General features: G+C 66.2%; 23 protein-coding genes. 6 read left to right on the plus strand and 17 right to left on the minus strand.

Annotated features, from left to right (window positions below; genetic code table 11):
* Position 1 precedes the first annotated feature (1 nt).
* A complete protein-coding gene (locus VEIS_RS23320; RefSeq protein WP_011812482.1) occupies positions 2–2572 on the minus strand; it encodes an LPS-assembly protein LptD in 2571 nt (856 codons plus the stop codon).
* On the opposite strand from VEIS_RS23320, the gene VEIS_RS23325 reads away from it, so the two are divergent.
* Together VEIS_RS23325 and VEIS_RS23330 are read left to right on the plus strand one after the other, a co-directional pair.
* On the plus strand, positions 2571–3764 hold the full coding sequence (locus tag VEIS_RS23325; protein ID WP_041950307.1) for an aminoglycoside phosphotransferase family protein: 1194 nt from the start codon (positions 2571–2573) through the stop codon (positions 3762–3764). The genes VEIS_RS23320 and VEIS_RS23325 overlap by 2 nt on opposite strands.
* Positions 3765–3848: 84 nt before the next feature.
* Entirely contained in the window at positions 3849–4661 is an 813-nt protein-coding gene (locus VEIS_RS23330; protein WP_049774116.1) for a 16S rRNA (uracil(1498)-N(3))-methyltransferase, read from the plus strand.
* On the opposite strand, the gene VEIS_RS23335 is transcribed toward VEIS_RS23330, so the two are convergent.
* The 8 genes from VEIS_RS23335 to VEIS_RS23370 all read right to left on the minus strand — a co-directional run bounded on the left by VEIS_RS23335 (position 4615) and on the right by VEIS_RS23370 (position 13218).
* The gene (locus VEIS_RS23335; protein ID WP_083758773.1) at positions 4615–6573 is read right to left on the minus strand and encodes a TRAP transporter large permease; all 1959 of its coding nucleotides are present in this window, start codon (positions 6571–6573) and stop codon (positions 4615–4617) included. The two genes, VEIS_RS23330 and VEIS_RS23335, sit on opposite strands and share 47 nt — an antisense overlap.
* 28 nt (positions 6574–6601) lie before the next feature.
* Entirely contained in the window at positions 6602–7615 is a 1014-nt protein-coding gene (locus VEIS_RS23340; RefSeq protein WP_011812486.1) for a TRAP transporter substrate-binding protein, read from the minus strand.
* A gap of 57 nt (positions 7616–7672) precedes the next feature.
* Positions 7673–8470 (minus strand): SDR family NAD(P)-dependent oxidoreductase, encoded by a 798-nt coding sequence (locus VEIS_RS23345; RefSeq protein ID WP_041950308.1) that lies wholly within the window; start codon positions 8468–8470, stop codon positions 7673–7675.
* An 87-nt stretch (positions 8471–8557) separates the two neighbouring features.
* On the minus strand, positions 8558–9289 hold the full coding sequence (locus VEIS_RS23350) for an ABC transporter ATP-binding protein (protein ID WP_011812488.1): 732 nt from the start codon (positions 9287–9289) through the stop codon (positions 8558–8560).
* Between the two features lie 2 nt (positions 9290–9291).
* Positions 9292–10065 (minus strand): ABC transporter ATP-binding protein, encoded by a 774-nt coding sequence (locus VEIS_RS23355; RefSeq protein WP_011812489.1) that lies wholly within the window; start codon positions 10063–10065, stop codon positions 9292–9294.
* Positions 10058–11071 carry a branched-chain amino acid ABC transporter permease gene (locus tag VEIS_RS23360; RefSeq protein ID WP_011812490.1) on the minus strand — a complete coding sequence of 338 codons (1014 nt, stop codon included), beginning with the start codon at positions 11069–11071 and terminating at the stop codon, positions 10058–10060. The genes VEIS_RS23355 and VEIS_RS23360 overlap by 8 nt, the downstream gene beginning before the upstream one ends.
* On the minus strand, positions 11068–11931 hold the full coding sequence (locus VEIS_RS23365; RefSeq protein WP_041950309.1) for a branched-chain amino acid ABC transporter permease: 864 nt from the start codon (positions 11929–11931) through the stop codon (positions 11068–11070). The genes VEIS_RS23360 and VEIS_RS23365 overlap by 4 nt, the downstream gene beginning before the upstream one ends.
* 99 nt (positions 11932–12030) lie before the next feature.
* A complete protein-coding gene (locus VEIS_RS23370) occupies positions 12031–13218 on the minus strand; it encodes an ABC transporter substrate-binding protein (RefSeq protein ID WP_011812492.1) in 1188 nt (395 codons plus the stop codon).
* A gap of 300 nt (positions 13219–13518) precedes the next feature.
* Here VEIS_RS23370 and infA point away from each other — a divergent pair, with 300 nt between their 5' ends.
* Together infA and VEIS_RS27305 are read left to right on the plus strand one after the other, a co-directional pair.
* Complete coding sequence (gene infA, locus VEIS_RS23375) at positions 13519–13770, plus strand: translation initiation factor IF-1 (RefSeq protein ID WP_011812493.1); 252 nt, start codon at positions 13519–13521, stop codon at positions 13768–13770.
* Between the two features lie 33 nt (positions 13771–13803).
* Positions 13804–13956, plus strand: a complete 153-nt coding sequence (locus VEIS_RS27305) for a hypothetical protein (RefSeq protein ID WP_157048417.1) — start codon at positions 13804–13806, stop codon at positions 13954–13956.
* A gap of 438 nt (positions 13957–14394) precedes the next feature.
* Here VEIS_RS27305 and VEIS_RS23380 read toward each other — a convergent pair whose 3' ends face one another.
* The 5 genes from VEIS_RS23380 to VEIS_RS23395 all read right to left on the minus strand — a co-directional run bounded on the left by VEIS_RS23380 (position 14395) and on the right by VEIS_RS23395 (position 18032).
* The gene (locus VEIS_RS23380; RefSeq protein ID WP_011812494.1) at positions 14395–15027 is read right to left on the minus strand and encodes a LysE family translocator; all 633 of its coding nucleotides are present in this window, start codon (positions 15025–15027) and stop codon (positions 14395–14397) included.
* Between the two features lie 47 nt (positions 15028–15074).
* Positions 15075–16175, minus strand: coding sequence for an iron-containing redox enzyme family protein (locus VEIS_RS23385; protein ID WP_011812495.1), 1101 nt, complete (start codon positions 16173–16175; stop codon positions 15075–15077).
* Between the two features lie 2 nt (positions 16176–16177).
* Positions 16178–16879 carry a hypothetical protein gene (locus tag VEIS_RS25035; RefSeq protein ID WP_232287787.1) on the minus strand — a complete coding sequence of 234 codons (702 nt, stop codon included), beginning with the start codon at positions 16877–16879 and terminating at the stop codon, positions 16178–16180.
* Complete coding sequence (locus VEIS_RS29370) at positions 16876–17082, minus strand: hypothetical protein (RefSeq protein ID WP_157048650.1); 207 nt, start codon at positions 17080–17082, stop codon at positions 16876–16878. Before VEIS_RS29370 ends, VEIS_RS25035 begins: the two co-directional genes overlap by 4 nt.
* A 125-nt stretch (positions 17083–17207) precedes the next feature.
* A complete protein-coding gene (locus VEIS_RS23395; RefSeq protein ID WP_232287788.1) occupies positions 17208–18032 on the minus strand; it encodes a Bug family tripartite tricarboxylate transporter substrate binding protein in 825 nt (274 codons plus the stop codon).
* Between VEIS_RS23395 and VEIS_RS30040 the strand changes: the two genes are divergently transcribed.
* Positions 18014–18202: a hypothetical protein gene (locus tag VEIS_RS30040; protein ID WP_198138089.1), complete on the plus strand. Its 189-nt coding sequence runs from the start codon at positions 18014–18016 to the stop codon at positions 18200–18202. The genes VEIS_RS23395 and VEIS_RS30040 overlap by 19 nt on opposite strands.
* A gap of 576 nt (positions 18203–18778) precedes the next feature.
* On the opposite strand, the gene mltA is transcribed toward VEIS_RS30040, so the two are convergent.
* Entirely contained in the window at positions 18779–19990 is a 1212-nt protein-coding gene (mltA, locus tag VEIS_RS23400) for a murein transglycosylase A (protein ID WP_198137927.1), read from the minus strand.
* Here mltA and VEIS_RS30045 point away from each other — a divergent pair.
* Positions 19923–20063 (plus strand): hypothetical protein, encoded by a 141-nt coding sequence (locus tag VEIS_RS30045; protein WP_198137928.1) that lies wholly within the window; start codon positions 19923–19925, stop codon positions 20061–20063. The two genes, mltA and VEIS_RS30045, sit on opposite strands and share 68 nt — an antisense overlap.
* Before the next feature lie 124 nt (positions 20064–20187).
* Here VEIS_RS30045 and VEIS_RS23405 read toward each other — a convergent pair whose 3' ends face one another.
* Positions 20188–20817 (minus strand): response regulator transcription factor, encoded by a 630-nt coding sequence (locus VEIS_RS23405; RefSeq protein WP_011812498.1) that lies wholly within the window; start codon positions 20815–20817, stop codon positions 20188–20190.
* On the minus strand, positions 20817–22889 hold the full coding sequence (locus VEIS_RS23410; RefSeq protein ID WP_049774117.1) for a two-component system sensor histidine kinase NtrB: 2073 nt from the start codon (positions 22887–22889) through the stop codon (positions 20817–20819). Before VEIS_RS23410 ends, VEIS_RS23405 begins: the two co-directional genes overlap by 1 nt.
* Positions 22890–23275: the final 386 nt, after the last annotated feature.

Consider the following 23275-nt stretch of genomic DNA (forward strand, 5'->3'; position numbering starts at 1 on the left):
GTTAGTCGTAGTTGCTGAAACGGCTGGGCGTCGTCATCTGCTCGCGCAGGTTCCGGTAGCCCGGCACATTTTGCTTGAAGCTGTCCAGCGGGCTTGCGCCCAGGCTCAGCCGCGACAGGCCCAGGAATTCGATCTGGAACAGCAATCGGGCGTTGGCGCTGGTCAGGCCGCTTTGCAGGCGCTCGATCAGCACGCGGCCGATCCAGCAGCAGCCGTCGTATTCCAGGCCCGCCACGGTGTCCACCAGGCGGCGGTCATGCAGGCTGTAATTGAGCCGGCCGACGCTGTACCAGCGCCCGCCGCCCTGGCCCCGGCCCGGGCCCAGGTTCAGACCTTTGTCGCCCCACAGGTCATTGAGCGGCCATTGCCAGCCGACATCGATCTGCTCGCTGGTGCCGCGCTGCAGGCGGTAGGCGGCGCTGACGGTGCGGTAGCTGCCGGGGCTGTAGTGCGCGCCCAGCGTCGTGCGGATCGAGCGGCGGGTCTTGGGGTTGTACTGCACCGTGGAGTCCAGGCCCCAGCCGGGCGTCCAACTGATGCCCGCGCCCAGCAGCAGGTCGGACAGGCGCTCGCTGACCTGCGGGTCGCCGGGCAGGGTCACCTTTTGGTCGGAAAAACGCAGGCGCTGGGCAATGCCCAGGCGCGCAGCCTCGGCCCCGGTGTCCGGCGCCAGCAGGCGTGTGCTCAGGCCCAGCGTGAGCAGATGGTTGTCGGCCAGGCGGTCGTTGCCCCCGAAAGCGTTTTCGGTGTAGACCGTGGCGAAGTTGAAATCGTTGGCCGCCGTGTCATACACCGGCAACCGGCTCTGGTCGCGGTAGGGCGTGTAGGTGTAGAAGGCCCGGGGCTCGAGCGTCTGCAGGAAGTTGCGGCCCAGGTAGGCGGCGCCGCGCTCGAACACCAGACCGCTGTCCAGGCTGAACGTGGGCAGCGCGCGGCTGGCCGAGCGCGCGCCATCGACCAGCGGCGCGTCGAACTGGTAGCGCGTGGCATGCCACTGCAGCCGGGGCGTGATGAAGCCCTGCGGCGCCAGGAATGGCCGGCTGATCTGCGCGAGCGCATAGCTGCGGTTGGCGTTGGGCTGGCCGGTGAGCGCGCGCGCGGCCTCGAAGCGCGTGGCGTCGAGCTCCAGGCTGGCGTCCAGGCCGCCGCCCAGCCGGGTCGGCGCATAGCGCCATTGCAACTGCGGCATGCGGTCGTATGGCGGCACGATGGGCGCCGTCACGTCTTGCAGCGTCTGCCACTGGAGCGTGCGCAGCGTGGCCGACATGTCATTGCGCGCCCATGACAGCACGGCGTCGGCCGGCAGCAGGCGCTGGCGCAGCGATGTGGCGACCCGGCTGAAGTCGCGCCAGTAGTTGTCATCGCTGACCCGGTAGAGGCCCAGGCTCAGGCCCAGCGCGCCGATGCCGGTGTCCCAACGGCCCTGGTGCTGGCCCGACAAGCTCCAGCGCGAGCGCTGGCGCAGCCGGTCGTAGGGCATCAGGTCGGTGTTGATCTGCCCATGGTAGCTCGGCTCCAGATAGCGCCATTCGAGGCCCAGGCTGGCGCCGCGTTCGGTCATCAGCGCCGCATTCAGCGTGGCATCGCGGTTGGGCGCGATGTTCCAGTAGTAGGGCTGCGAATAGCTCAGGCCATCGCGGCGGTCGAGCCCGACGGTGGGCGGCAGCAGGCCGGACTTGCGCTGGTCCGATAACGGAAAGCTGATGTGGGGAATGGGCAGCAAGGGCCAGCCCTTGAACTCCAGCACCGCATCGTCTGCGCTGCCGACTTGCTGCGCTTCGTCGATATGCAAGGTGGCGGCGCGCAGCAGCCAGTCGGGCTGCGAGGCCAGGTCACGGCGCTCGCAGGTCGTATAGGTCGCGTTGTGCACCACCGACCGATCGCGGTCGAGAAAGTCGACCCGCGTGGCCGTCCCATGCGCCTGCGTGGCCAGAAAACGGTAGCGCACATCGTCGAAGAACCCCTGGAAAGTCTCCACCTGCAACTGCAGCGTCTGGCCCTCGTACAGATTGCCGGCGCGGTTCAGGCGCACCCGGCCCCGGGCCCGGGCCAGATCTTCGGGCCGGCGGTAGTCCAACTGGTCGGCGCGGATCACGGTATCGCCACGGCGCAGCGCGGCATCGCCTTCGACGAGCGTGTGCAGATCGGTCTGGCCGCTGATGCGATCGCCCTGGACGAAAACCGGCAGTTGGGGCTGCAGCGCCTGCGGGATTTTCTCTTGCAACCGGGGCGTGGTGCGCAGGTCGGGCGGGACTGGCGCGGTGGATGGGGTGGATGGGGTAAGCGGGGCGGGCGGCGCCGGTTCCTGTGCCGGCGCACCGGGCGGCACGACGCAGCAGGCCAGCGCCAGCGCGCAGGCTCGCGCACGGGCCTGTGCAAGGCGCACCAGGGGCTGCACGGACAGGGGCTTGCAGCGTGGCGCGGGGAGCGGCAAAGGAAAGGACACGAAGGCAGCGACGGGAAAAGCAACGCCCCATGGCAGCACCCCATGGCGTCGAGAGCGCCGAGATCGCCGGGAGCGTGAAAAGCGCCGGGAGCGCCGGGGACTGGTTTGTAAAATCGGATTATCCATGAGCCACCCCCCCGCCCCCCCATCTCCCCCCGCCTCCTGCGGCCCGACCACGGACGCGGCGCTGGCCACCTCCTCGGCACCGTCGACCTCATCGTCGGCTGCACCGCCGACCCCGCCGGTCACCTGGCCCGATCCCGCCCGCAAGGCCGCCTTCGAGACCTGGCTGGCCCGCCAGACCGCCCCCTGGCAATTGCTGCCCGCCACGCTGCGCCCGGCCTCGGTCGATGCCAGTTTCCGGCGCTATCTGCGCATCGACAGCGCCACCGGCGCCAGCCGCATCGTGATGGATGCGCCCCCGGACAAGGAGAACTGCCAGCCCTTCGTGCAGGTGCAGGGCCTGATGGCGGCGGCGGGCCTGAACGTGCCGCAGATACTGGACTGGGACGCGCCCGGCGGCTTCATGCTGCTGTCCGACCTGGGGCCGCAGACCTTGATCGAACGACTGCACCCTGACCACCCCCAGGCGGCCTGCGACTGGTACCGCCAGGCCAGCGATGTGCTGCTGGCCTGGCAACAGTCCTCCCGGCCGGATGTGCTGCCGGCCTACGACCACACCTTGCTGCGCCGCGAACTGGCGCTGTTTCCCGACTGGTACCTGGCCCGGCACCGCGCGGTGACGCTCGACGCACAGCAACGGCAAACGCTGGCCAGCGCCTTCGACGCCATCGTGGCCGACAACCTGGCCGCCCCCCGGGTCTATGTCCACCGCGACTTCATGACGCGCAACCTGATGCCCCCCACGGCCGGCACGGGCGAGCAGCGGCTGGGCGTGCTGGACTTTCAGGACGCCGTCTACGGCCCCATCACCTACGACATTGCCAGCCTGCTGCGCGACGCCTTCATCAGTTGGGAGGAGGAGTTCGTCATCGACATCACCGTGCGTTACTGGGAGAAGGCGCGCAAAGCCGGCCTGCTGGGCGCGCGCAGCGCCAGCGGCTGGGGCGAGGACTTTGGCGCGTTCTACCGCAGCGTCGAATGGATGGGCCTGCAGCGCCACCTGAAGATCGCCGGCATCTTCGCCCGCCTGACCCTGCGCGACGGCAAGCCCCGCTACCTGGCCGATACGCCGCGCTTCATCGGCTACATCCGCGCCAGCGCCCACCGCTACCGGCAGCTCGGGCCGCTGCTGAAGATGCTCGACCAGATCGAAGGCACGGAGCCGGTCACGGGCCTGGCGTATGGCCGGGTATAGCGCTGGCACGATGCGGCATCGCATCGGCCACCGGCGCATGTCCGGTACTGCGCAGGAAGCGGCGCATGGCTTGGCATGACCCCGATGCCGCGCTTTCACTGCCCCAGTCCATTGGCCACGGGCGCCGAGCTCGACCTGCCGGCCCGCGTGGCGCGCCATGTGCAGGTGCTGCGCTTGCAGCCGGGCGACGGCATCACGCTGTTCCATGGCGGCCAGGGCGGCGAGTTTGACGCCACCGTGCTGCGCATGGGCCGCAGCGACGTGCGCGTGCAACTGGGTGCCCACCACCGCATCGAGCGCGAAGCCCCCCGGGCCGTGCACCTGCTCGCCGGCATCATGGCCAACGAGCGCATGGACTGGCTGGTGGAAAAAGCCACCGAACTGGGCGCCGCCAGCATCACGCCGCTGCTGACCGAGCGCAGCGTGCTCAAGCTCAGGGGCGAGCGCGCCGACAAGAAAATCGCCCACTGGCAGGCCGTGGCCGTGGCCGCCTGCGAGCAATGCGGGCGCAACCGCGTGCCCCCGGTGCACCCGGCCACGGCCCTGGCGCACTGGGTGCGCGCCCAGGCGGCGGCCTGCGTCCAGCAAACTGCGCTGCGCCTGCTGCTGGCGCCAGGCCCCGGCGCCGCACCGCTGCACAGCGCTGCGGCGGCCGATCGCGGCCTGCGGCCTGCGGCCGATCGCGACGAACGCCCCCTGTACATCCTCTCAGGCGCCGAAGGCGGTCTGAGCAGCGCCGAGCAAGACCTGGCCCGGCAGCACGGTTTTACCCCCGTCACGCTAGGCCCGCGCGTGCTGCGCGCCGAAACCGCAGCGCTGGCGGCGCTGGCGGCCCTCACGCTGGCCAGCCTCAGCCCTTCAATGCCAGCGTGGAAATGCCCGGAACCGCCGCAATGACCACGACCCCGGCCAGCAAGGCCAGCAGGTAAGGCCAAATCGAGCGCAAGGCTTCATCCGGCTTGACCTCGCCGATACGGCAGGCAATATAGAACCCGACCCCTATCGGGGGCATCATCAGCCCGACGTTCATCGCGCAGACGATCACCATCGAGTAGTGGACATCATGGATGCCGAGCTTTCTGGCCATCGGATACATGATGGGCGCCAGCAGCAGCACGGCCGGCAGACCTTCGAGCAAACAGCCCAGCACCAAAAAGAGCACCATGGTGAGCGCCAGGAACGCCATCTGGCCGCCAGGAATGGCCGTCATCCAGGGGGACAACTGCTGGACGATGCCGCTTTGGGTAATCGTCCAGGACAGCGCCGAAGCGGCGCCCAGGATCAGCAAGATGGCGCCGGACAGTGCGACTGTCTCGACCAGCATCGCGTAGAACCTGCGCGCGCCAATGCCGCCGTACATCACCTGCCCCGTCAGCAGCGCGTACAGCACGGCGATGGTCGAGACCTCGGTCGCAGTGGCCACTCCGCCGCCGACCGCGCTGCGGATCAGAAACGGCAGCAGCAGCGCCGGCGCCGCCACCAGCAGGCTCTGCCCGATCACCTTCGGCGACGCCCGGCGCCGGTGCGGCGCCCGCTCGTTTCTGGCCTTCCAGCGTGCCAGCGCCATCAGGGAAAGCAGCAGCACCAGCGCCACCACGAAGCCGCTCTGGAACAGCCCGGCAATCGACACCCCGGCCACGGAACCGAGCACGATCAGCACAATGCTCGGCGGCACCGTGTCGGCCATGGCTGCGCCTGTGGCCAGCAAGGCCACCATCTCGCCGGGCTTGTTCCCGCGGCGCTTCATCTCGGGAAACAGCGCTGGCGCGACGGTGGCCATGTCCGAGACCTTGGAGCCGGAGATGCCGGAGACGATGAACAGCGAGCCCAGCAGGACATACGACATCCCGGCCTTCAGATGCCCGATCAGTGCCCCCAGGAACTCCACGATGGCCTTGCCCATGCCGGTGGCGTCGAGAATGCAGCCGAGCAGCACGAAGATCGGCACCGACACCAGGATCAGGCTGGACATGCCCTCGTCCATGCGGCCGACCACGATCAGCAACGGCACCTGCGTCGTGAATGCCAGTTGGCCGATGGCGCCCAGGCCAAAGCAAAAGGCGATGGGCACCCCGGCCAGCAGGCACAAGAGCACCACCCCCACCAGGAAGATCAGCATGCTCCAGTTGCCGAGAGCGGCCAGCGCCGGGCGCGCCCCGTACAAAGCGGCCACCACGGCGATGACCACGGCAGCGGTTCCCAGCAGCACCTTGGCGGGGACGGTGCGCACCGCGTAGGCCAACACGATCAGCAGCATGGCGGCAAAACCGAAGGGAATGGCCGCCACCCGGAATGTGTTGGGCAGATCCAGCGCCGGCGTCCGGATGAGCCACTCTTGCTGTGCGTATTCGCATGCCGACGGCAGCAAGACGATCAGAAAAGCCAGCATCGCACACAGCGCGAACGCGCGCACCGTGGCGTGCACGGTGCCAGAGAGTTGGTCGACGAACAGGCCCAGGCGCAGGTGCTCGTTGCGGTGCATGGCCAGTGCCGTTCCCATCATGCACAGCCAGATGAACGACATCGAGACGATCTCGTCGATCCAGACAATCGGGCTGGAGAACAGATAACGGGACAGGACGGCGGTCAAAAGCAGGGCCATGATGACCAGCATCAGCCCCGCAGAGGCCCACTCCAGAGGGACTATCAGCCAGGGCAGCGCGCGCGGGTGGCCGGCGCGGTCGGGCGGGCCGATGGGCAAGGAGGCGTCTGACGGCGCAGCGGAACTGCCGCCTGACGGTGCAGGGGAGCCGCCTGACGGTGCAATGGAACTGCCGCCTGACGGCGCGGGGGAACGGCCTGTCGACATGGTGCGGTCTTGCTTTCCCCCGGCCCTGTCAGGCCAGTTGGCCGCTGTGGCGCTCCAGAACGGCCCAGGCGTCGTGGCCAAACTTGGCTTTCCATTCGCCATAGAAACCGGCCTGGCGCAGACGGCTGCGGAAGCTGTCGGTCTTGACCATGTTGAAGACCATGCCCTTGTCGCTCAGGGATTTTTGCAGTCTCGCGTTCAGCGCCGCGACATCGGCCCGCTGCTTGAGGGCCGCCCCATCGATGTGCCTGGCAAGCAGGGCCCGCAACTCGTCCGGCAGGCGCTCCCAGGCACGGCGGTTGGCCAGGAACCAGAAGCCATCCCACATGTGGTTGGTCATCGAGCAGTATTTCTGCACCTCGTAGAGCTTGGCGGTCTCGATGACCGCCAGCGGGTTCTCCTGCCCATCGACCACCTTGGTCTGCAAGGCCGAGTACACCTCGGCGAAGTTGATCGAGGCCGGGGACGAATCGAAGGCTTTGAACAGCGAAGTCCACATCGGCGAGACCGGCACCCGGATCTTGAAGCCCTTGAGGTCATCGGCGCTGTGGATGGGCTTGCCCGACGAGGTGATCTGGCGGAACCCGTTGTCCCAGATATGCTCCATCACCACCAGGCCAGACTTGCCGATCTCCTTGCGGACATGGCCGCCAAGCTCGCCGTCCAGCGCCTTCCAGACGCTGTCGTAATCGGCAAAGATGAAACCCAGCCCGGTAATGGCCGCACCGGGCACCAGGGTGGACAAAATCAGCCCCGACAAGGTGAAAAACTCGATGCCGCCGGCACGCAACTGGCTCAGCATATCGGTGTCGTTGCCCAACTGATTGGCCGGGAAGACTTGAATGTCGACGCGCCCCTTGCTTTCTGCCAGGACGGCCGCCGCCATCTCCTTGGCGCGCAGGTTCATCGGATGGGTCGCCGGCAGATTGTTCGCGTACTTGTATGTGAACTCGGCCTTTTGGGCGAAGGCGCGCTCGATGACGCCGGGTAGCGCTACGACAGCCGCTGTGCTGCGAAGAAGGGTGCGGCGCGCGATGGCCATGGTGCTCTCCTGGGGGGTGTTGGGGATGTGGGGGGTTACCGATTGTCGCGCAGGCGCTCAGCCGGGCGCGCCCATGCGCCGGCGCAGCGTGGGCAGGCCCACCCCGGCGGCATCGAACCCGCCATCGACGGCCAGCACCTGGCCATTGATGAAACTGGCCTCATCGCTGCACAGAAAGCCCACGGTCCGGGCCATCTCCTGAACCGTCCCGTAGCGCCCCAGCGGAATGGCGTCGTAGTAGTCGCTGCGCAGGGCAACGCTGTGCACCAGCTTGGCCATTTCGGTTTCCACCGGCCCGGGGGCGATCGCGTTGACGCGCACCCCGACATTGCCAAGTTCCACGGCGTATTGCCGGGTCAAATGGATCAGCGCGGCCTTGCTGGTTCCATAGGCCACGCGCAAGGTGCTGGCGCGCAGGCCGGAGATCGAGGCAATGTTCACGATGGCGCCGCCTTGGCCCTGCGCCATCAGCGCGCCAAAAGCCTGCGTGCACAGGAAAGCCCCGTCCAGGTTGGTGGCCATCACCGAGCGCCATTGGGCAAAGGAGATCTCTGCGCAGGGCTTGAAAATGGCCACCCCCGCGTTGTTGACCAGGGCGTTGACCTGCCCGAAGCGGGCCATCACCTGCCCGGTGGCGCGTTGCACCTGCGCCGGGTCGGAGACATCGCAGTGGATGCCGATCAGCCCCTGTGCCGGGGCCATCTCTGCCAGCGCGCTGTCCAGCGTTGGCCCGTCGATGTCCAGCAGGGCGACCTGGTAGTGATGATGCAAAAACCATTCACCGATGGCGCGCCCGATGCCGCGAGCGCCTCCGGTGACCACAGCGACGCGGGGCTTGGATGGGATGTCGTTCATGAGGGGTTGACGGATGGGTGGATGAATCATGCAGACGGGGAAAAACGGGCGCAGGCGGGCCGGCGTCGGTTGACGCGGCGCTTTGCATCACACCCCCAGGTACTGCGCCAATCGTTCCGGCTGCGCCTGCAGTGCTGCCGAACTGCCCGCGAACACCACCTGGCCCTTGACCAGGATGATGTTGCGGTCGGTGATCTGCGTGACCTGTCTCCAGTTCTTGTCGACGATCACGCTGCTGATGCCGCTGGCCTTGATCAGGCTGCAGATGCGCCAGATCTCGTGGGCGATCAGCGGGGCCAGGCCCTCGGTGGCCTCGTCGAGGATGAGCACATCGGGGTTGGTCATCAGCGCGCGGCCTATGGTCAGCATTTGCTGCTCGCCGCCGCTGAGCTGCTGGCCGCCATGGCCCAGGCGCTGCGCCAGACGCGGGAAGGTTTGCAGCACGCGCTCACAGTTCCAGTCGCACTGGCCCCGTGTGCCGGCGCGGGCGGCCATTTGCAGGTTTTCGAGCACGCTGAGGTTGCCGAAGATGCCCCGGCCTTCGGGCACGTAGGCGATGCCCCGGCGCGCGATTTCATAGGTCGGCCGGCCGGTCATGTCGCGGCCTGCGATAAGCACGCTGCCCGAGCGCGGCCGGACCAGCCCCATCAGCGACTTGAGCAAGGTGCTTTTGCCCATGCCGTTGCGGCCCATCAGGCCAATGGTCTCGCCTGCGCCGACGCACAGGTCCACGCCATGCAGGATATGGCTGTTGCCGTAGAAGCTGTGGATGCCACGGGCCTCGATCCATGGCATGCCCTGGGGCTTGGTCTGGCTCATCTTCAGTGGTCTTGCCCGAGGTAAGCGGTCTGCACCGCCGCGTCGGCGCGCACCTGGGCCGGTGTGCCATGGGCGATGACCTGGCCATTGACCATCACCGTGATCTGCTCGGCGAGCGCAAACACGGCATCCATGTCGTGCTCCACGAGCATGATGGCATGGGCGGGTTTGAGGTCTTGCAGCAGTTGCACCATGCGTTCGGCCTCGGCCACACCCATGCCGGCCAGGGGTTCATCGAGCAGCAGCACCTGCGGCTCGGTGGCCAGGGTCATCGCGATCTCCAACTGCCGCTGCTCGCCGTGGCTCAGCGTGCCGGCGCTGGCGTTGCGCCGGTCCTTCAGGCCCGCCAGCTCCATGACGCTTGCGACCCGTTCGCCGATGGCCCTGTTCTTGATCGTGTCCCGGCGCGTATCGGCGCACCAATGCAGCGGGTTCCAGGGTTGCTGCGCAGCGCGCGACTGGGCCGCCAAGCGTATGTTTTCATGCACCGTGAACGGCAAAAAGAGGTTCACCTTCTGGTAGCTGCGCCCCAGGCCCTGGCGCGCGATGCGTTCGGGCGCCCAGCCCGTCACGTCGGTGCTGCCCAGTTGCACCTGGCCCGAGGTGGGGGGCATCTCGCCCGAGAGCAGGTTGGTCAGGGTGGACTTGCCGGCGCCGTTGGGGCCGATCACGGCATGTATGCAGCCGCGCCACAGTTGCACCGACACGCCATTGACGGCGGCCAGTCCGCCGAAGCGCCGGGTCAGTTGGTGCGCGCGCAGCAGCACTTCAGCCATGCCCCGGCCCCTGTGACTGCTGCGGCCCGGCGCTCCGCTGGCCGAGCAGCCCCAGCAGACCGAGCAATCCGCGCGGAGCGGCCAGTACCACCAGCACGATGAAGCCGCCCATCAGCGATTGCCAATGCTTGTTGCTCAGGTCCTGGAACAGATGCAGCAAGTACTCGAAAGCAAACGCGCCGATCATGGCGCCGGCAAAGTTGCCCATGCCGCCCAGGATGAGCATCATGAGGGCGTGGGCGCTCATGTGAAAGCCCATCATCTCGGGGGTCACATGGCCGGTTTGCGCGCCCAACAGATAGCCGGCCAGGCCCGCCAGCGCGCCCGCCAGCGTGAATGCCGCGAGTTGGTAGCCGTGCGTGCCGAAGCCCAGGGCGCGCATGCGCTGCCCGTTGATGCGGATGCCTGCCAGCGCCCGGCCGAACGGGCTCCAGAGCAGCCGGCGCAGCAGCACATAGACCGCGACTTGCAGCGTCAGCGTGAAGTAATAAAAGGTCGTGCGCACTTCGAGATCGAACGGCAGCCAGCCCAGGATGCTGGCGTCGGGTCGAAATTGGATGAACAGACCGTCCGAGCCGCCCAGCAGCCGGTTGTCAAAGAACAGGTAAAACAGCATCTGGGCAAAGGCCATCGTGACCATGATGAAGTAGATGCCCCGGGTGCGAACCACGAAGCAGCCGATCAGCAATGCAAGCAGCCCCGCAGCCGCGATCGCCAGCGGCAGCGACCACCACAGGCTGACCGGCATGTCGCTCGGCGTGAACCAGGCCAGGGCGTAGCCCGCGACGCCAAAAAAGGCCGCATGACCGAGCGACACCAGGCCGGTCACGCCCTGCAGCAGGTCCAGGCTCATCGCAAAAATGGCCATGATCATCATGCGCGTGACCATCTGCAGATAAAAGTCGCTGCCCACCAGCGGGAACAGCAGCAGGGCCAGCAGGCCCAAGGCCAGCGCCAACTGCACACTGCGGGGCAGTACCTCGATATGCGCGCGCGCGGTGCTCATTGCTTGAACAGACCTTCGGGTTTGTACAGCAGCACGGCGGCCATCAACATGTAGACCAGCATGCCGGCGATCTGTGGCAGCAGCACCTTGCCAAAGGTGTCGACCAGACCGACCAGCAGCGCGGAGATGAATGCGCCGCGCACCGACCCGATGCCGCCGATCACCACCACCACAAAGCACATGATGAGCACCGATGAGCCCATGCCGGGATAGACGCTCGATACCGGCGCCATCGCCATGCCCGCGACCATGGCCAGGGTCACGCCCAGCGCGAACACGATGGAGTGGATCAGCCGGGTGTTCACGCCCAGCGCCTGGGCCATATCGGGGTTGGAGGCGCCGGCGCGGATTTTCATGCCCAGGCGGGTCTTGGCGATCAGCAGGTACAGGCCCAGCGCCAGCGCAAGGCAGATGCCGCAGATGAACAAGCGGTACAGCGGGTACGAGAGGATGTCGGTCAGCGGTATCGAGGCCGCAAGCGGCTCTGGAATGGCGACACCATGGACCGCATCGCCCCACAGGATGGAGCGCAGATCTTCAAAGATGTAGATCAGACCGAAGGTCAGCAACACCTGGTCGAGGTGGTCGCGGCAATGGAAATGGCGAAACAACAGCCACTCCAGCGCCAGACCAAAAACCATGGCCAGCACGGCACCCACGGCAATCGCCCAAGCCAGGCTGCCAAAGTAGCCCGTCAGTGCATACGCCAGGTATGCGCCCAGCATGTAGAAGCTGCCGTGGGCCAGATTCACCACGCCCATGATCCCGAAAATCAGCGTCAGACCCGCCGCGAGCATGAACAGCACCAGACCGTACTGCACACTGTTGAGCAACTGGATCAGAAAGGTGGCGAAGTCCATGGCGGAGGGAGTGTAGGGCACCCTGAGTCCGGGCGCGACAGACGCCGCATGCCCGGCATGTGCCCTGCGGCCGGGCACGCGCGTAGCCGATCTTGGGTCTTAGCCCATCCGGCACCCGGCACCACTGTCGGCCTGGGCCTTGGCGGCCACGCCGATCACCTTGTTTTCCATGTTCTCGACCCGGCGCAGATAAATGTCCTGCACCGGGTTGTGGGCGCGGCTCATGGTCCATCGGCCGCGTGGGCTGTCGATCACGGCGCTCTCCAGCGCCCGGTACAGCGCTGGCTTGGCCTCCATGTCGCCCTGGACGGCATTGGCCCCGTGCACCAGCAGCAGGCCGGTGTCATAGCCCTGCATCGCATACACATCGGGCTGGCTGCGGAAAGCCTTGGCGTACTCCATGCGAAATTGCTTGTTGCGCGGCGTGTCCAGCGAGTCGCTGTAGTGCATCGTGGTGATGATGCCGTCGGCGGCAGGGCCTGCGGCGTCGAGCACCCCTTCGGTGAGGAAGCCCGAGCCATACAGCGCAATCTTGTCCTTCAGACCCGCAGCGGCGTAGTCGCGGATGAACTTGGCAGCGCCGCCGCCGGCAAAAAAGCAGGCCACGGCATCGGGCTGCAAGGCCGCGATCTCGGTCAGCAGGGCCTGGAATTCGACGTTCGGAAAGGGCAGGCCCAGTTCCTTGATGATGCTGCCACCGGCAGCCGGATAGCTTTGCTTGAAACCCTCGAAGGCTTCCTCGCCGGCAGCGTACTTCCAGGTGATCCAGACGGCCTTTTTGTGGCCTCTTGCGACCATCGCCGGACCCAGCGCCAGCGTGATCTGCGCGTTGGTGAAAGAGGTGCGGAACACATTCGGGGCGCACAATGCCCGGGTGGCCGCATGCGCGCCGGCGTTGGGGATCAGGCTGAGCACGCCGGTCTCGCGTGCCACCTTCTGAATGCCCATTTGCACGCCCGAATGCACCGTGCCGATCAGCACCTGCACCTTGTCGCGCTGCACCAGTTTGCTGGCGTTTTCCACCGCCTTGCTGGGCTCGGACTCGTCGTCGACCTTGAACCACTCGATCTCGCGCCCACCGAGCTTGCCGCCTTGCTGGTCGATGGCCATGCGCACACCGTTTTCGACGGCCACCCCGAGTTGGGCGTAGGTGCCGGTGTACGGCAGCATCAGGCCCACACGCAGCTTGGCGCTTTGCGCGCCCGCCGTGGCCGGCAGCAACCAGCCTGTGGCAGCGGCGCCCACGATGGCGGCGCTGCGGCTGAGGACGATGCGGCGAGTGCTCATGGTGGGGTCCCTTCGTTGAGGCTTGAAACAATCAAACCGAAAATATACCCCGAGGCCCGGGCCTGGAAACCTATGACTAACCCGTACCGACCCGTACCGTCGGCGCCAAGCAGGGTGCGCCACGATACAATCGACCGGCTTTGCACAGCGCTTTGCCGGCCCACGAACGCTGTCGGCCCTGTGCCTGATTCCTGCGTCAACAATGCACCGCGTGCCGATTCCTGTCGTCATGACGGCCGTGGTGGACGCATCGAGCGTTCAGGCGCCGATTGCGGAACATCTGTTTTGAAGAGATAAAAAATGGCCAAAGAAGAATTGATCGAAATGCAGGGCTCGGTGACCGAAGTCCTGCCCGACTCGCGCTTTCGCGTAACCCTGGACAACGGTCACCAACTGATCGCCTACACCGGTGGCAAGATGCGCAAGCACCATATCCGCATCCTGGCGGGCGATAAAGTGTCGCTGGAGATGTCGCCCTACGACCTGTCCAAAGGGCGCATCACTTTCCGTCATCTGGCTGGCCGCGGCCCCGGGCCATCGAGCAGCCGTTGATCTCCGCAGTGCCTTGCCGGTCGACAGGGCCTAGTGTCGCGTCACCGATCATCTGTCGGTCTGCGCTGGCCATCGAAGCGCATCGCGGCGTTGCATCGCTTGCCAATACAGCTCGGTATGGGCTGCGCGATGCGCCTTGCGCTGCGCTCCGATGGCTGCGCGCAGCCTACGACATCTGATCGGTGACGCGACACTAGGCACCCGCGTTTGCACATACACATCAGACCGGCCTCGGCCTCGTGGCTGAACATGGTGGAACGCTTCTTTCGCCACATCATCGCCACGCTGGCACCGGCGGCCCTGCCGCATGCCAAGCGCCGGGCCATCCGCCGGACCAGGAGCAGGTAGGGAACGCTCGAGACCCCTGCTGCGGCGGCACGACCGGCAGTGACAAGCACCGGCGCGAATTACGGTGCGCTGGCGTCACCCGCAGCCAAGCGCGTCATCGGCAGCGCCATGGCCAAGATGGGTTACCCCCGGCGCACCAAGAGCAAAGCCACGGCGGCTGTCACTCGGATGGATGTATCCCACCGAAGCGTGCACTGCGCGCCGCTATGCATTGGTGGCCGGTATCGGTGCGGCGAGTGTGCTGCCCAGGTCGAACGTGAAGTAGTTCATGGTGGATCAAGACAACAGCACCCGCAGACCCAAGCCCACCAGCACAACCCCGATAACAACCCGCGCCAGCATCACCATCGACGCGCCACCGAGTCGGGAGCGGTAGCGCTCAAACGACAGGATCAGGATCGAGTACCAGCCCAACGCGAACAGGGCATGGATGGTGACGAGTAGCAACGATCGCAATGGCACCGAGTCCTGCGGCCCTATGAATTGCGGGAAAATTGCCAGGTAAAACAGCCCGACTTTGGGGTTGAGCACGTTGGTGATGAAGCCTTCGAGCACAGCGCCGTGTGTTGGCCGCGTGTTGGCGGCAGTGTTTACCGGCTGCGCAGCCGGCATTCTTCGGGTACGCGCAGCCTGCACCAGGCTATTGATGCCCAGGTAGACGAGGTAGCAGGCACCAAGGGTCTTGACCACCGCGTACATCGTGGGTGACTGTTTTAGCAGCAGCGTCAGGCCCACCGTGGAACACAGCGCGTGGAAGTAGAAGCCGCCAACAATGCCGAACAGGTTGCCGAAGCCGCTGCGCGCGCTGCGCGTCACCACGGATTGAAGAATGATGGCGATATTGGGCCCTGGCGTAAGTACCATCATCGACACCACGGTCACATAGCCCAGCATGGAGAATTGTTCCATCGTTCGAGTCCTCGGGTCTCAAGCGGCCCGGTGTACGGCCGCGCGGCTCAGTCGCATGTCACCAGGTCCAGTTGCGGATAAATGCTGGCTCGGCGGTCGACTGCACGCAGGTGCGCCAACACACCACGGTACTGGCTGATAGCGCCGGAGAGCGCCAAGCCTACACCATGCATGATCTCGTCAATCTCGACGGGCTGCAGTGCCGGGGTTTGGTGCCGCAACGCTTCGATCAACTCGGCCGTATGCTGTGGATCAATCTTGACGTGCGTTTGGAAATACACCGACACATCGTCGTGATCCAGGCCAACACGCTTTAGGCCGTCGAGGATGCGCACGAAATGAGGCTCTACCCAGGACTCGGTGATCAGAAAGCAACCGTAGGCACGCAGCTTGTAGCCGGGCCGCGTCAATAGCACGTTGAACATGTTCGACAGCACCCCCGATGACCACGGTTTCTGGTTGGATCGACGGTATTCTGGTAAACCCTCCCAATCGTTGGTGCGTTCCAGAAGGCGCCGCAGCCAGTAGGTGTGAAACCGGGGCAGCGCACCATTGCCGCATTCATCCCACAGGTTGGAGCACATCACCTTCTTCAGATTGCCCTGCAGGCCGACCAAGAGCAGTGCGCACTCGTCGTCGACGATCTCGGTGCGGCACAACACCAGACGCAGGAATTCGCGCATGCCTTCGTAGCTGGCCTCGTCGCGGATGTATTCCCAGAATTCGTGGTACACGCCCACATTGAGTTGTGGATTGACAATGAAGTCGTCGAGAAAATCGGCCAGTGCACGCTGGTCAGTGAAGCGTGGCAGGTCGTACGGTGGCAACCAGACATGGATCATCTCCTCTTCAAGAATCAGCTTGGCACCTAGCAACCGGGTCTCCAGTTCGACATCAGCACGCAAGTACACCGGGCTGTCCTTGTAGCCATAGACATAGGCATAGATCACACCCAGACAACTGTTGATCAGCGCCCCATGCGAGTCATGGTCTCCACGCAAAGCCAGCAGGCGTTGTCGCTGTTGTTCGGCAGGCAGCGCGAGGAAGGCATTCACCTCGGGCGTGAATTGCTCGAACGCTGCCACGGGTGGCCAGTCGTGAACCTGCAGGCGGGGGTTGTCGGCGGCAATCGATTCGGTTTTGAGCATGGTTAACCTGTAAGTGGTTCCGGTTGTCTGATGGGTGAAGGTTTCGTGGCCAAGCGTATCTTATCTGTCAACACGTCAGGTTGGGGCCTGTCAGCGTGTGGTCTCGGCAAAAATCCTGGCATCTCCCGTACCAGTTTCCTGGCACTGGCTTGGTCAAAGATGTCAAGGCCTACGGCCAAGTCCAGAATCCCCACTTCGAAAGGTGAAAATATCCGCAACCTGTCCGACCGAAGCATCACCTCACCGAGGATCAATTCGGTCAACGTGCCGTGGATGAAATCGCGGTGGCCCACGCGCTCTTCAGCGAGGTGAGGCGATGTAGATACCTTCAAGCAGTGGTCGACGTCGTTAACGATGTTCGTGCACTGCAGGATGATCTCGGGCGCTTGGTCGCGTAGCGAGACGTTCAGTACGATCTGATGCACATGATGAAACTGCTGAGGAGGTACCACGTAAGGTGCTCTGGCAGTGGTGGCAAACACCACTACATCACAGATCAATGCATCGTCCAATGTCGATGCCACCATGCCACCGCGTCGCGCAACATGAGTTGCCATCGCCTGGGCGGCGATGCCATCCAGATCATGCACAACAACGGACGCGATGTGCCAGTCGTCTGCAATGAACATGTCGATGATGTTGCGGGCGATGATACCGGCGCCCACGATGCCGATTGAACCTGTCCGCCGATGCTTGCCACTCAACCAGTAGGCTCCAAACACCACCGATGCTGCCGCACGCAGGTGGCTGACGGCGTAAGCACCGGCCAGCGCTTGATTTGCTGCTCCGCACGCAGATAGGCTTGTCCGCCGAGTATCGCTTGCTGCCGCTCACCATATTTGGCATTCGGTTGCGCCGACAGATTCATGGCGCATTGCAGGCGAAGGTTGGGAAGCAGGGGGTTCAAGATAGTCTCCTCATCGGTACGTTCGAGGGCGTCGGGTCGACGAGCCGGCCGTTTGCCGTTGTCCCGGTGGCGTGGGACTTTTTCCACCCCGCCCCTGCGCGATCGGCCCGCGCATATGCCGCAGTTCAGTCCAGTTTGATGCCTGCCTGGCGGATCACTTGCGCGTATTTCGCCGTCTCTTCGTCGATCTGCTCGGCGAAACGCTTGGGGCCGAGCATGCGGATGTTTCCTTGCTGCTCCAGCCGGGCCTTGGCCGCCGGATCGTGCGCCACGGCGGCGATGGCCTCGGACAGGGCGTTCACGATGGGCGCGGGCGTCTGCGCGGGCACGAGAGCGCCGACCCAGAACGAGATGTCGAAGCCCGGGTAGCCGGCCTCCGCGATGGCCGGCACGTCGAGCAGTTCATGCCAGCGCTGGGCGGAGGTCACGGCCAGCGCGCGCAGTTGCCCGGCCTCGATCTTCGGGACCGCCGACGGGTTGTCGAACGCGGCGTCCACCTCGCCGCCCAGCAGAGCCACCTGCGCAGGGGCGGAGCCTCGATAGGCCACATGGGTCATGTTCACGCCGGCCATGCCGTTGAGCAGTTCGAAGCCCAGTTGCGTGAGATTGCCCCTCCCGGCAGACCCGTAGGAGTAGGCGCCCGGCTTGGCCCGGGCCAGATCCAACATGCCCTGCAGCGTAGGCACGGTGCCTATCGGGCCTTTTTGGGGATTGACCGTCAGGATGAACGGAACCGAGACCATCAGCGAAACCGGAACGAAGTCCTTCTTCGGCTCGTAGCCCATCTTTTGGTAGAGCAACGGGTTGACCGTGATGGTGCTCGAGTTGCTGATCAGCACCGTGTATCCGTCGGGCGGCGAGCGCGCGACCTCGGTGGCCGCGAGCATGCCATTCGCTCCCGTCTTGTTGTCCACCAGCACCGGCTGCCCTAGTGTCGCGTCACCGATCATCTGTCGGTCTGCGCTGGCCATCGAAGCGCATCGCGGCGTTGCATCGCTTGCCAATACGCTCGGTATTGGCTGCGCGCTGCGCCTTGCGCTACGCTCCGATGGCTGCGCGCAGCCTACGACATCTGATCGGTGACACGACACTAGTTTTGTGGACAGATGCTGGCCAATGATGCGCGCCACCGAATCGATGGAGTTGCCTGCACTGAACCCGACCACGAAGCGGATGGGCTTGCTTGGGTAGCCCTGCGCCATGGCAGGCACGGCAGCCGCGCAGGCCAGCAAGGCCGCCGCCACGATCGCCAAGGAGCGTCGTTGCATACCCATGTCCGTCTCCTTTCAGTCGCTATGCCGTCATCCCATCAGTTCTATCAGTTCTATCAGTTCTGTTTGGCAGAATTGAAATTCCTTTTCATTCTTTCGCACAGTGTCACTGATTGCCATCGGTCCCGATGCGGAAATCGACGCCGGCGGACGGCATTTTCGAGGGAAGAAGGCACTGCGCGAACCGGAAAACCGGTCGGGGCAGGCCATAGGGATGGTGCAAGCACACCGATGCGCCGGCATGGGCGCCAGCAGGCCCCGGTGTACCCAGGCCCCGGTGTACCAGCGCACGCAGCGCACGGTCCGCATCGTTGGCTGCGACACCGGCACGACCCGAAGGGGCGTGGATGCAGACAGCATGGCCAGAGCGCCCTGCCGGTTCGAGCGCAACGGCGCCAGCCTCGATCCCCCTGCCGCTGTCACTGTCAGCGTGGCCAGAGCGCCCACAATCGCAGGCTTTGCTTGAGGCGTCCGGCGACGGCGCCGGCCTCGGGGCCCCAGCCGGTGAAGAAGTCCGCGCGCACGGCGCCCAGGATGGCGCTGCCCGTGTCTTGCGCCAGCACCATCCGGTGCAGTTGCAACTGCGGGCCGCTGGAGGCCAGCCATACCGGGGTGCCGTAGGGGATGCTTTGGCGGTCCACCGCGATCGAGCGCCCGGGCGTCAGCGGCACGCCTTGCGCGCCGCGCGGGCCGAAGCTGGCGTCGAGTGCGTCGAGCGGCTCTGCGCGAAAGAAGGTGTAGCGCGGGTTGCTCCACAGCAGTTCGTTGCGGCGCTCGGGGTTGATGGCGAGCCAGGCGCGGATGCCGGGCCAGGTCGCGTCGCGTGTCAGGCCCTGGTCGAGCAGCCAGCGGCCCGGGCTTTGGTAGGGCTGGTCGTTGGTGCCGGCGTAGGCCACCCGCACCAGCGAGACGGTGCCGTCGGGCTCGGTGATGCGCAGCCGGCCCGAGCCCTGGATATGCAGCACCATGGCCTCGACCGGGTCGCGCAGCCAGGCGATGGCCCGGTCTTGCAGCGCGGCCTGCGCTTCGGGCAGGGTGTCGATCTGCTGGCGCGTGTACCAGGGTTTGCGCGTGTCCAGCCCGTCAGGCGTCCGGTAGATCGGCACGGCAAAGCCGTTGCCGCGCTGGCGTGCCGCATCCATCGTCGGTTCGTAGTACGCGGTCAGCAGGCCATCGGCGTTGCCGTCGGTCGCTTCGATGCGGTAGGGCTGCAGCCGCGCGATCAGCCAGGCGCGCTGCTCGTCGGCGTTGGCCAGACTCAGCGGCCGCAGTTCGCGGCACAGGGCGATGAACGCGGGCGCGGGGCGCTCGCAGCTCTTGATCCAGGCGTTCCAGGCTTCATGCAATGCGTCTTCGGCAAAGCCCGGCAGTTCGGCCCAGCGCACCGGGATCCAGCGGCTCTTGGGCTGCGCCATCGGCGCTGGCAAGGGGGCTGTGTCATCCGGCGACAGCGCGGGGGGGATGGTTTCGGGCCGGGCCGGGCCGGGGCCGGGCGGCGTGGGCGTGGAGCAGGCGGCCAGCGTTCCTACAATCAGCGCTGTCGATACAAGGCGCAGGAGTGTGGATGTCATGGGGCTGATTTTGCTCGAAGCATTGCTGGCGCTGGTGCTGTTGCTGGCGATCGTCTGGTGGACCATGTTCTGTGGCCGCAAGGGTGGCGAGCCCGAGCCGCCTGCGGACGATGACGACAACCGGCCGCCGGCGCCCTGAGCGCATGGGCTGGTTCGTTCCATTGCTCCATCGTTCGTGAACGCAAAGGCGCAGCGCCGACAGTGCCCATGCACGGCAAGCGGCGCCGACGCAGGGCACGGATGCGGATGGTTCAGGAATGGAATCAGCCTCCGATGCGCAGCAGGTTGGCCAGTTCCACGGCCGACTTGACCTGCATTTTGTCGAACACGCGCGCGCGGTGCACTTCCACCGTGCGCACGCTGATTTCCAGTTGGTCGGCGATCAGTTTGTTGGGCATGCCTGCCACCACCCGGTCGAGCACGTCGCGCTCGCGTTCGGTCAGTTCGCGCAGCCGCAGTTGCAGGTCGCTGCGCTCGCGCAGTTGCGCCAGGCGCCGGGCCGACTCGGCCAGGGCCTGTTCGATGCGGTCGACCAGCGCGTTGTCGGAGAAGGGTTTTTCGCAAAAATCGAAGGCGCCGCGCTTGACGGTGTCCACGGCGGTGGGCACATCGGCATGGCCGGTCAGAAAGATCACCGGCAGGGTGCCGAGGTCGCCGCGCTGTGCCAACAGGTCGAACAGCGCCAGCCCGCTCATGCCCGGCATGCGCATGTCCAGCAGCAGGCAGCAGGGCTGGCGCCGGGGCGGGTGGCTTTGCAGCATGGCGTCGAAGGCTTCGGCGCTGGCGAACGATTCGCTGGGCAGTCTGCGCGAACGCAGCAGCCAGGCCAGCGCGTCGCGCACGCCGGCGTCGTCGTCGACGATGTACACGGTGGCGTCGAATACGGGTTCCATCAGGTTTGCGGCAAGGCGGGGATCGGTGCAGGGGGCGAGGCGGCTGCGGCAGGCAGCACGAAGCTGCATACCGTACCACGCGGCCCATGCGGGGCCAAGCCGAGCCAACCGCCGTGCTGCTCGATCACCGTGCGGCACATGCTCAGGCCCAGGCCCATGCCTTCCGGGCGGGTGGTGAAAAAGGGGGTGAAGAGTTTTTGCACCACTTCCGGCGGGATGCCGGTGCCCAGGTCGGTGACGGTAAATTCCAGCCAGCCGCTGTGCCGCCGGGTGGCCGCGCGGCGCACCCGGATGTCGAGCACGCGCGTGCGCACTGCGGGGTCGTCCATGGCTTGCATGGCGTTGCGCGCCAGGTTCAGCAGCACCTGCTCGACCATCGTCCGGTCGCACAGGGCCGGGGCCAGCGCCGGCTCCACGCTGGTGTGCACGCGCACGCCGAGTTTGCGCGCTTGCAGGCTCACCAGCGGCAAGATGGCGTCGAGCAGTTGCTGCGCGTGCACGGCTTCGCGGGACTGGTCGCGGCGGCGCACGAAGTCGTGCACGCTTTTGATGACGCGGCCGGCGCGTTCGGCCTGGCGGGCGATTTGCTGCATCGCCATGCGCAGGTCTTGCAGCGCGTCCGGCCCGACGCTGGCGCCCGGGCGGGCAGGCCCGAGCAGGTTCAGCGAGCCATTGGCGTAGCTGGCGATGGCGGCCAGCGGCTGGTTCAGTTCATGGCTGAGCAGCGACGCCATTTCCCCCACCGTGGCCAGCCGGGCGCTGGCCTGCAGGCGTTCTTGCGAGGCGCGCGAGAGTTCTTCGACCCGGCGCTGTTCGCTGATGTCGAGAAACGCGCTCATCCAGCCGGTGTGCTGGCCTTGGGCGTTGATCAGCGGGGCTTCGATGATCAGCACGGCAAACCGGGTGCCGTCCTTGCGCATGAACTCGGACTCGAAGCCCGCGCGCGGCGGCATCGAGCCGGCAAAACGGGTCGCCTGGCGCTGGCGGTATTCCTGCACCCGCTCGGGCGGCCAGTAGGGGGCCGACAGGCTGTGCCCCATCAGTTCGGCGGCGCCAAAGCCCACCATTTCGCAAAAGGCCGGGTTGACGTAGGTGATGCGCCCTTGCAGGTCGCGCGCGCGCAAGCCGGTGACCAGCGAGTCTTCCATGGCTTTGCGAAAGGCCAGCGCGTCGGCCAGGTCGCGTTCGGCGCGCAGGCGGCGGCGGTTGTCGCGCACCAGCACCACGAGCACGGTCACCAGCGCGATCGACAGCGTGGTCACCAGCGCGGTGAGCACGTTCGGAAACAGGCTCGGCGCGCTGTGCCAGCCGTCCATGCGCAGCACCAGCGTGTTGCCCGGCAGATCCAGCAGATGCTGCGCGCTGAATCGGTGCAGGCCCCGGCGCGCCTGGCCCAGCGTGGCCAGGCGCGTGCCGTCGGTTTCGGCAAATGAGATGTCCTGGCTGCGCGTGAGGTGGTGTTCCACCAGGTTCGCCAACATGCCATGCAAGGCGTAGGTGGCCAGCAGAAAGCCGGTGCTGCGCCCGCCTGCGCTCAAGGGCAGGCACAGTTCCATCATTTCCGAGCCCAGGCCGTCGCCATGGGGCCGAAAGTAGCTGTCGGAGTACGCCGGCTGGCCCAGGTGGCGGGCGTTGGCGCAGGTGATGCCCAAGTCCGGCTGGCCGCTGTCGCGCAGCCGCTGGTCCCAGGCCGTCGGGCGATAGGGCGACTGCACATGGGTGCGCAGGCGCAGTTCGGCGTCGCGCCATTCGATGCGCACCAGTTCGCGGCGCTGGCGCAGCAGGTCGGCCGCCTGGGCCTCCCAGGCCAGTGGGCCCGGGTTGCCGGCGGTCAGCGCCTGCAGGCTTTGCAGGTTGCGTGTCAGAGCGGTGCGGATGTCGGAGACGGCAGCGGCCGCATCGTGTTCGAGTTGCGACTGCACCTGGCTGGCTTCGTAGCGCCCGGCCAGCCACACCAGGATGGCGAGCATGGCGCACACCAGCAGCACCAGCGCCGTCCACAGCGACCAGCGCCGCCATGCGCCGCGCCAGCGTTGCAGCAGGGTGCGCCGCCCGGCGGTGCTTGCTGGAATACCTTCGCCTTCGGCTACGGTGTGAGCGCCTTCGGGTGGCCGGGCGGCGCTCGCTGGAATACCTTCGCCTTCGGCTGCGGTGTGAGCGCCTTCGGGCGGCCAGGCGGCGCTCGCTGGAGTACCTTCGCCTTCGGCTGCGGTGTGGGCGCCTTCGGGCGGCCGGGCGGCGCTCGCTGGAGTACCTTCGCCTTCGGCTGCGGTGTGAGCGCCTTCGGGCGGCCGGGCGGCGTTCGCTGGAGTACCTTCGCCTTCGGCTGCGGTGTGAGCGCCTTCGGGCGGCCGGGCGGCGCTCGCTGGAGTACCTTCGCCTTCGGCTGCGGTGTGAGCGCCTTCGGGCGGCCGGGCGGCGTTCGCTGGAGTACCTTCGCCTTCGGCTACGGTGTGAG

The sequence above is a fragment of the Verminephrobacter eiseniae EF01-2 genome (assembly GCF_000015565.1).
GTDB lineage: Bacteria > Pseudomonadota > Gammaproteobacteria > Burkholderiales > Burkholderiaceae_C > Acidovorax > Acidovorax eiseniae.

What these genes read in the sequence shown, in the direction of transcription:
- infA (WP_011812493.1), top strand. Translation starts at nt 13,519, where the DNA reads ATGGCCAAAGAAGAATTGATCGAAATGCAGGGCTCGGTGACCGAAGTC.
- VEIS_RS30045 (WP_198137928.1), top strand. Translation starts at nt 19,923, where the DNA reads ATGGGGCTGATTTTGCTCGAAGCATTGCTGGCGCTGGTGCTGTTGCTG.
- VEIS_RS23350 (WP_011812488.1), bottom strand. Translation starts at nt 9,289, where the DNA reads ATGAGCCAGACCAAGCCCCAGGGCATGCCATGGATCGAGGCCCGTGGC.
- VEIS_RS23355 (WP_011812489.1), bottom strand. Translation starts at nt 10,065, where the DNA reads ATGGCTGAAGTGCTGCTGCGCGCGCACCAACTGACCCGGCGCTTCGGC.
- VEIS_RS23325 (WP_041950307.1), top strand. Translation starts at nt 2,571, where the DNA reads ATGAGCCACCCCCCCGCCCCCCCATCTCCCCCCGCCTCCTGCGGCCCG.
- VEIS_RS23395 (WP_232287788.1), bottom strand. Translation starts at nt 18,032, where the DNA reads ATGATCGGTGACGCGACACTAGGGCAGCCGGTGCTGGTGGACAACAAG.
- VEIS_RS23405 (WP_011812498.1), bottom strand. Translation starts at nt 20,817, where the DNA reads ATGGAACCCGTATTCGACGCCACCGTGTACATCGTCGACGACGACGCC.
- mltA (WP_198137927.1), bottom strand. Translation starts at nt 19,990, where the DNA reads ATGGTCCACCAGACGATCGCCAGCAACAGCACCAGCGCCAGCAATGCT.
- VEIS_RS23330 (WP_049774116.1), top strand. Translation starts at nt 3,849, where the DNA reads ATGCCGCGCTTTCACTGCCCCAGTCCATTGGCCACGGGCGCCGAGCTC.
- VEIS_RS23385 (WP_011812495.1), bottom strand. Translation starts at nt 16,175, where the DNA reads ATGCTCAAAACCGAATCGATTGCCGCCGACAACCCCCGCCTGCAGGTT.
- VEIS_RS23340 (WP_011812486.1), bottom strand. Translation starts at nt 7,615, where the DNA reads ATGGCCATCGCGCGCCGCACCCTTCTTCGCAGCACAGCGGCTGTCGTA.
- VEIS_RS23335 (WP_083758773.1), bottom strand. Translation starts at nt 6,573, where the DNA reads ATGTCGACAGGCCGTTCCCCCGCGCCGTCAGGCGGCAGTTCCATTGCA.
- VEIS_RS23380 (WP_011812494.1), bottom strand. Translation starts at nt 15,027, where the DNA reads ATGGAACAATTCTCCATGCTGGGCTATGTGACCGTGGTGTCGATGATG.
- VEIS_RS23360 (WP_011812490.1), bottom strand. Translation starts at nt 11,071, where the DNA reads ATGAGCACCGCGCGCGCGCATATCGAGGTACTGCCCCGCAGTGTGCAG.
- VEIS_RS23365 (WP_041950309.1), bottom strand. Translation starts at nt 11,931, where the DNA reads ATGGACTTCGCCACCTTTCTGATCCAGTTGCTCAACAGTGTGCAGTAC.
- VEIS_RS23320 (WP_011812482.1), bottom strand. Translation starts at nt 2,572, where the DNA reads ATGGATAATCCGATTTTACAAACCAGTCCCCGGCGCTCCCGGCGCTTT.
- VEIS_RS23370 (WP_011812492.1), bottom strand. Translation starts at nt 13,218, where the DNA reads ATGAGCACTCGCCGCATCGTCCTCAGCCGCAGCGCCGCCATCGTGGGC.
- VEIS_RS23345 (WP_041950308.1), bottom strand. Translation starts at nt 8,470, where the DNA reads ATGAACGACATCCCATCCAAGCCCCGCGTCGCTGTGGTCACCGGAGGC.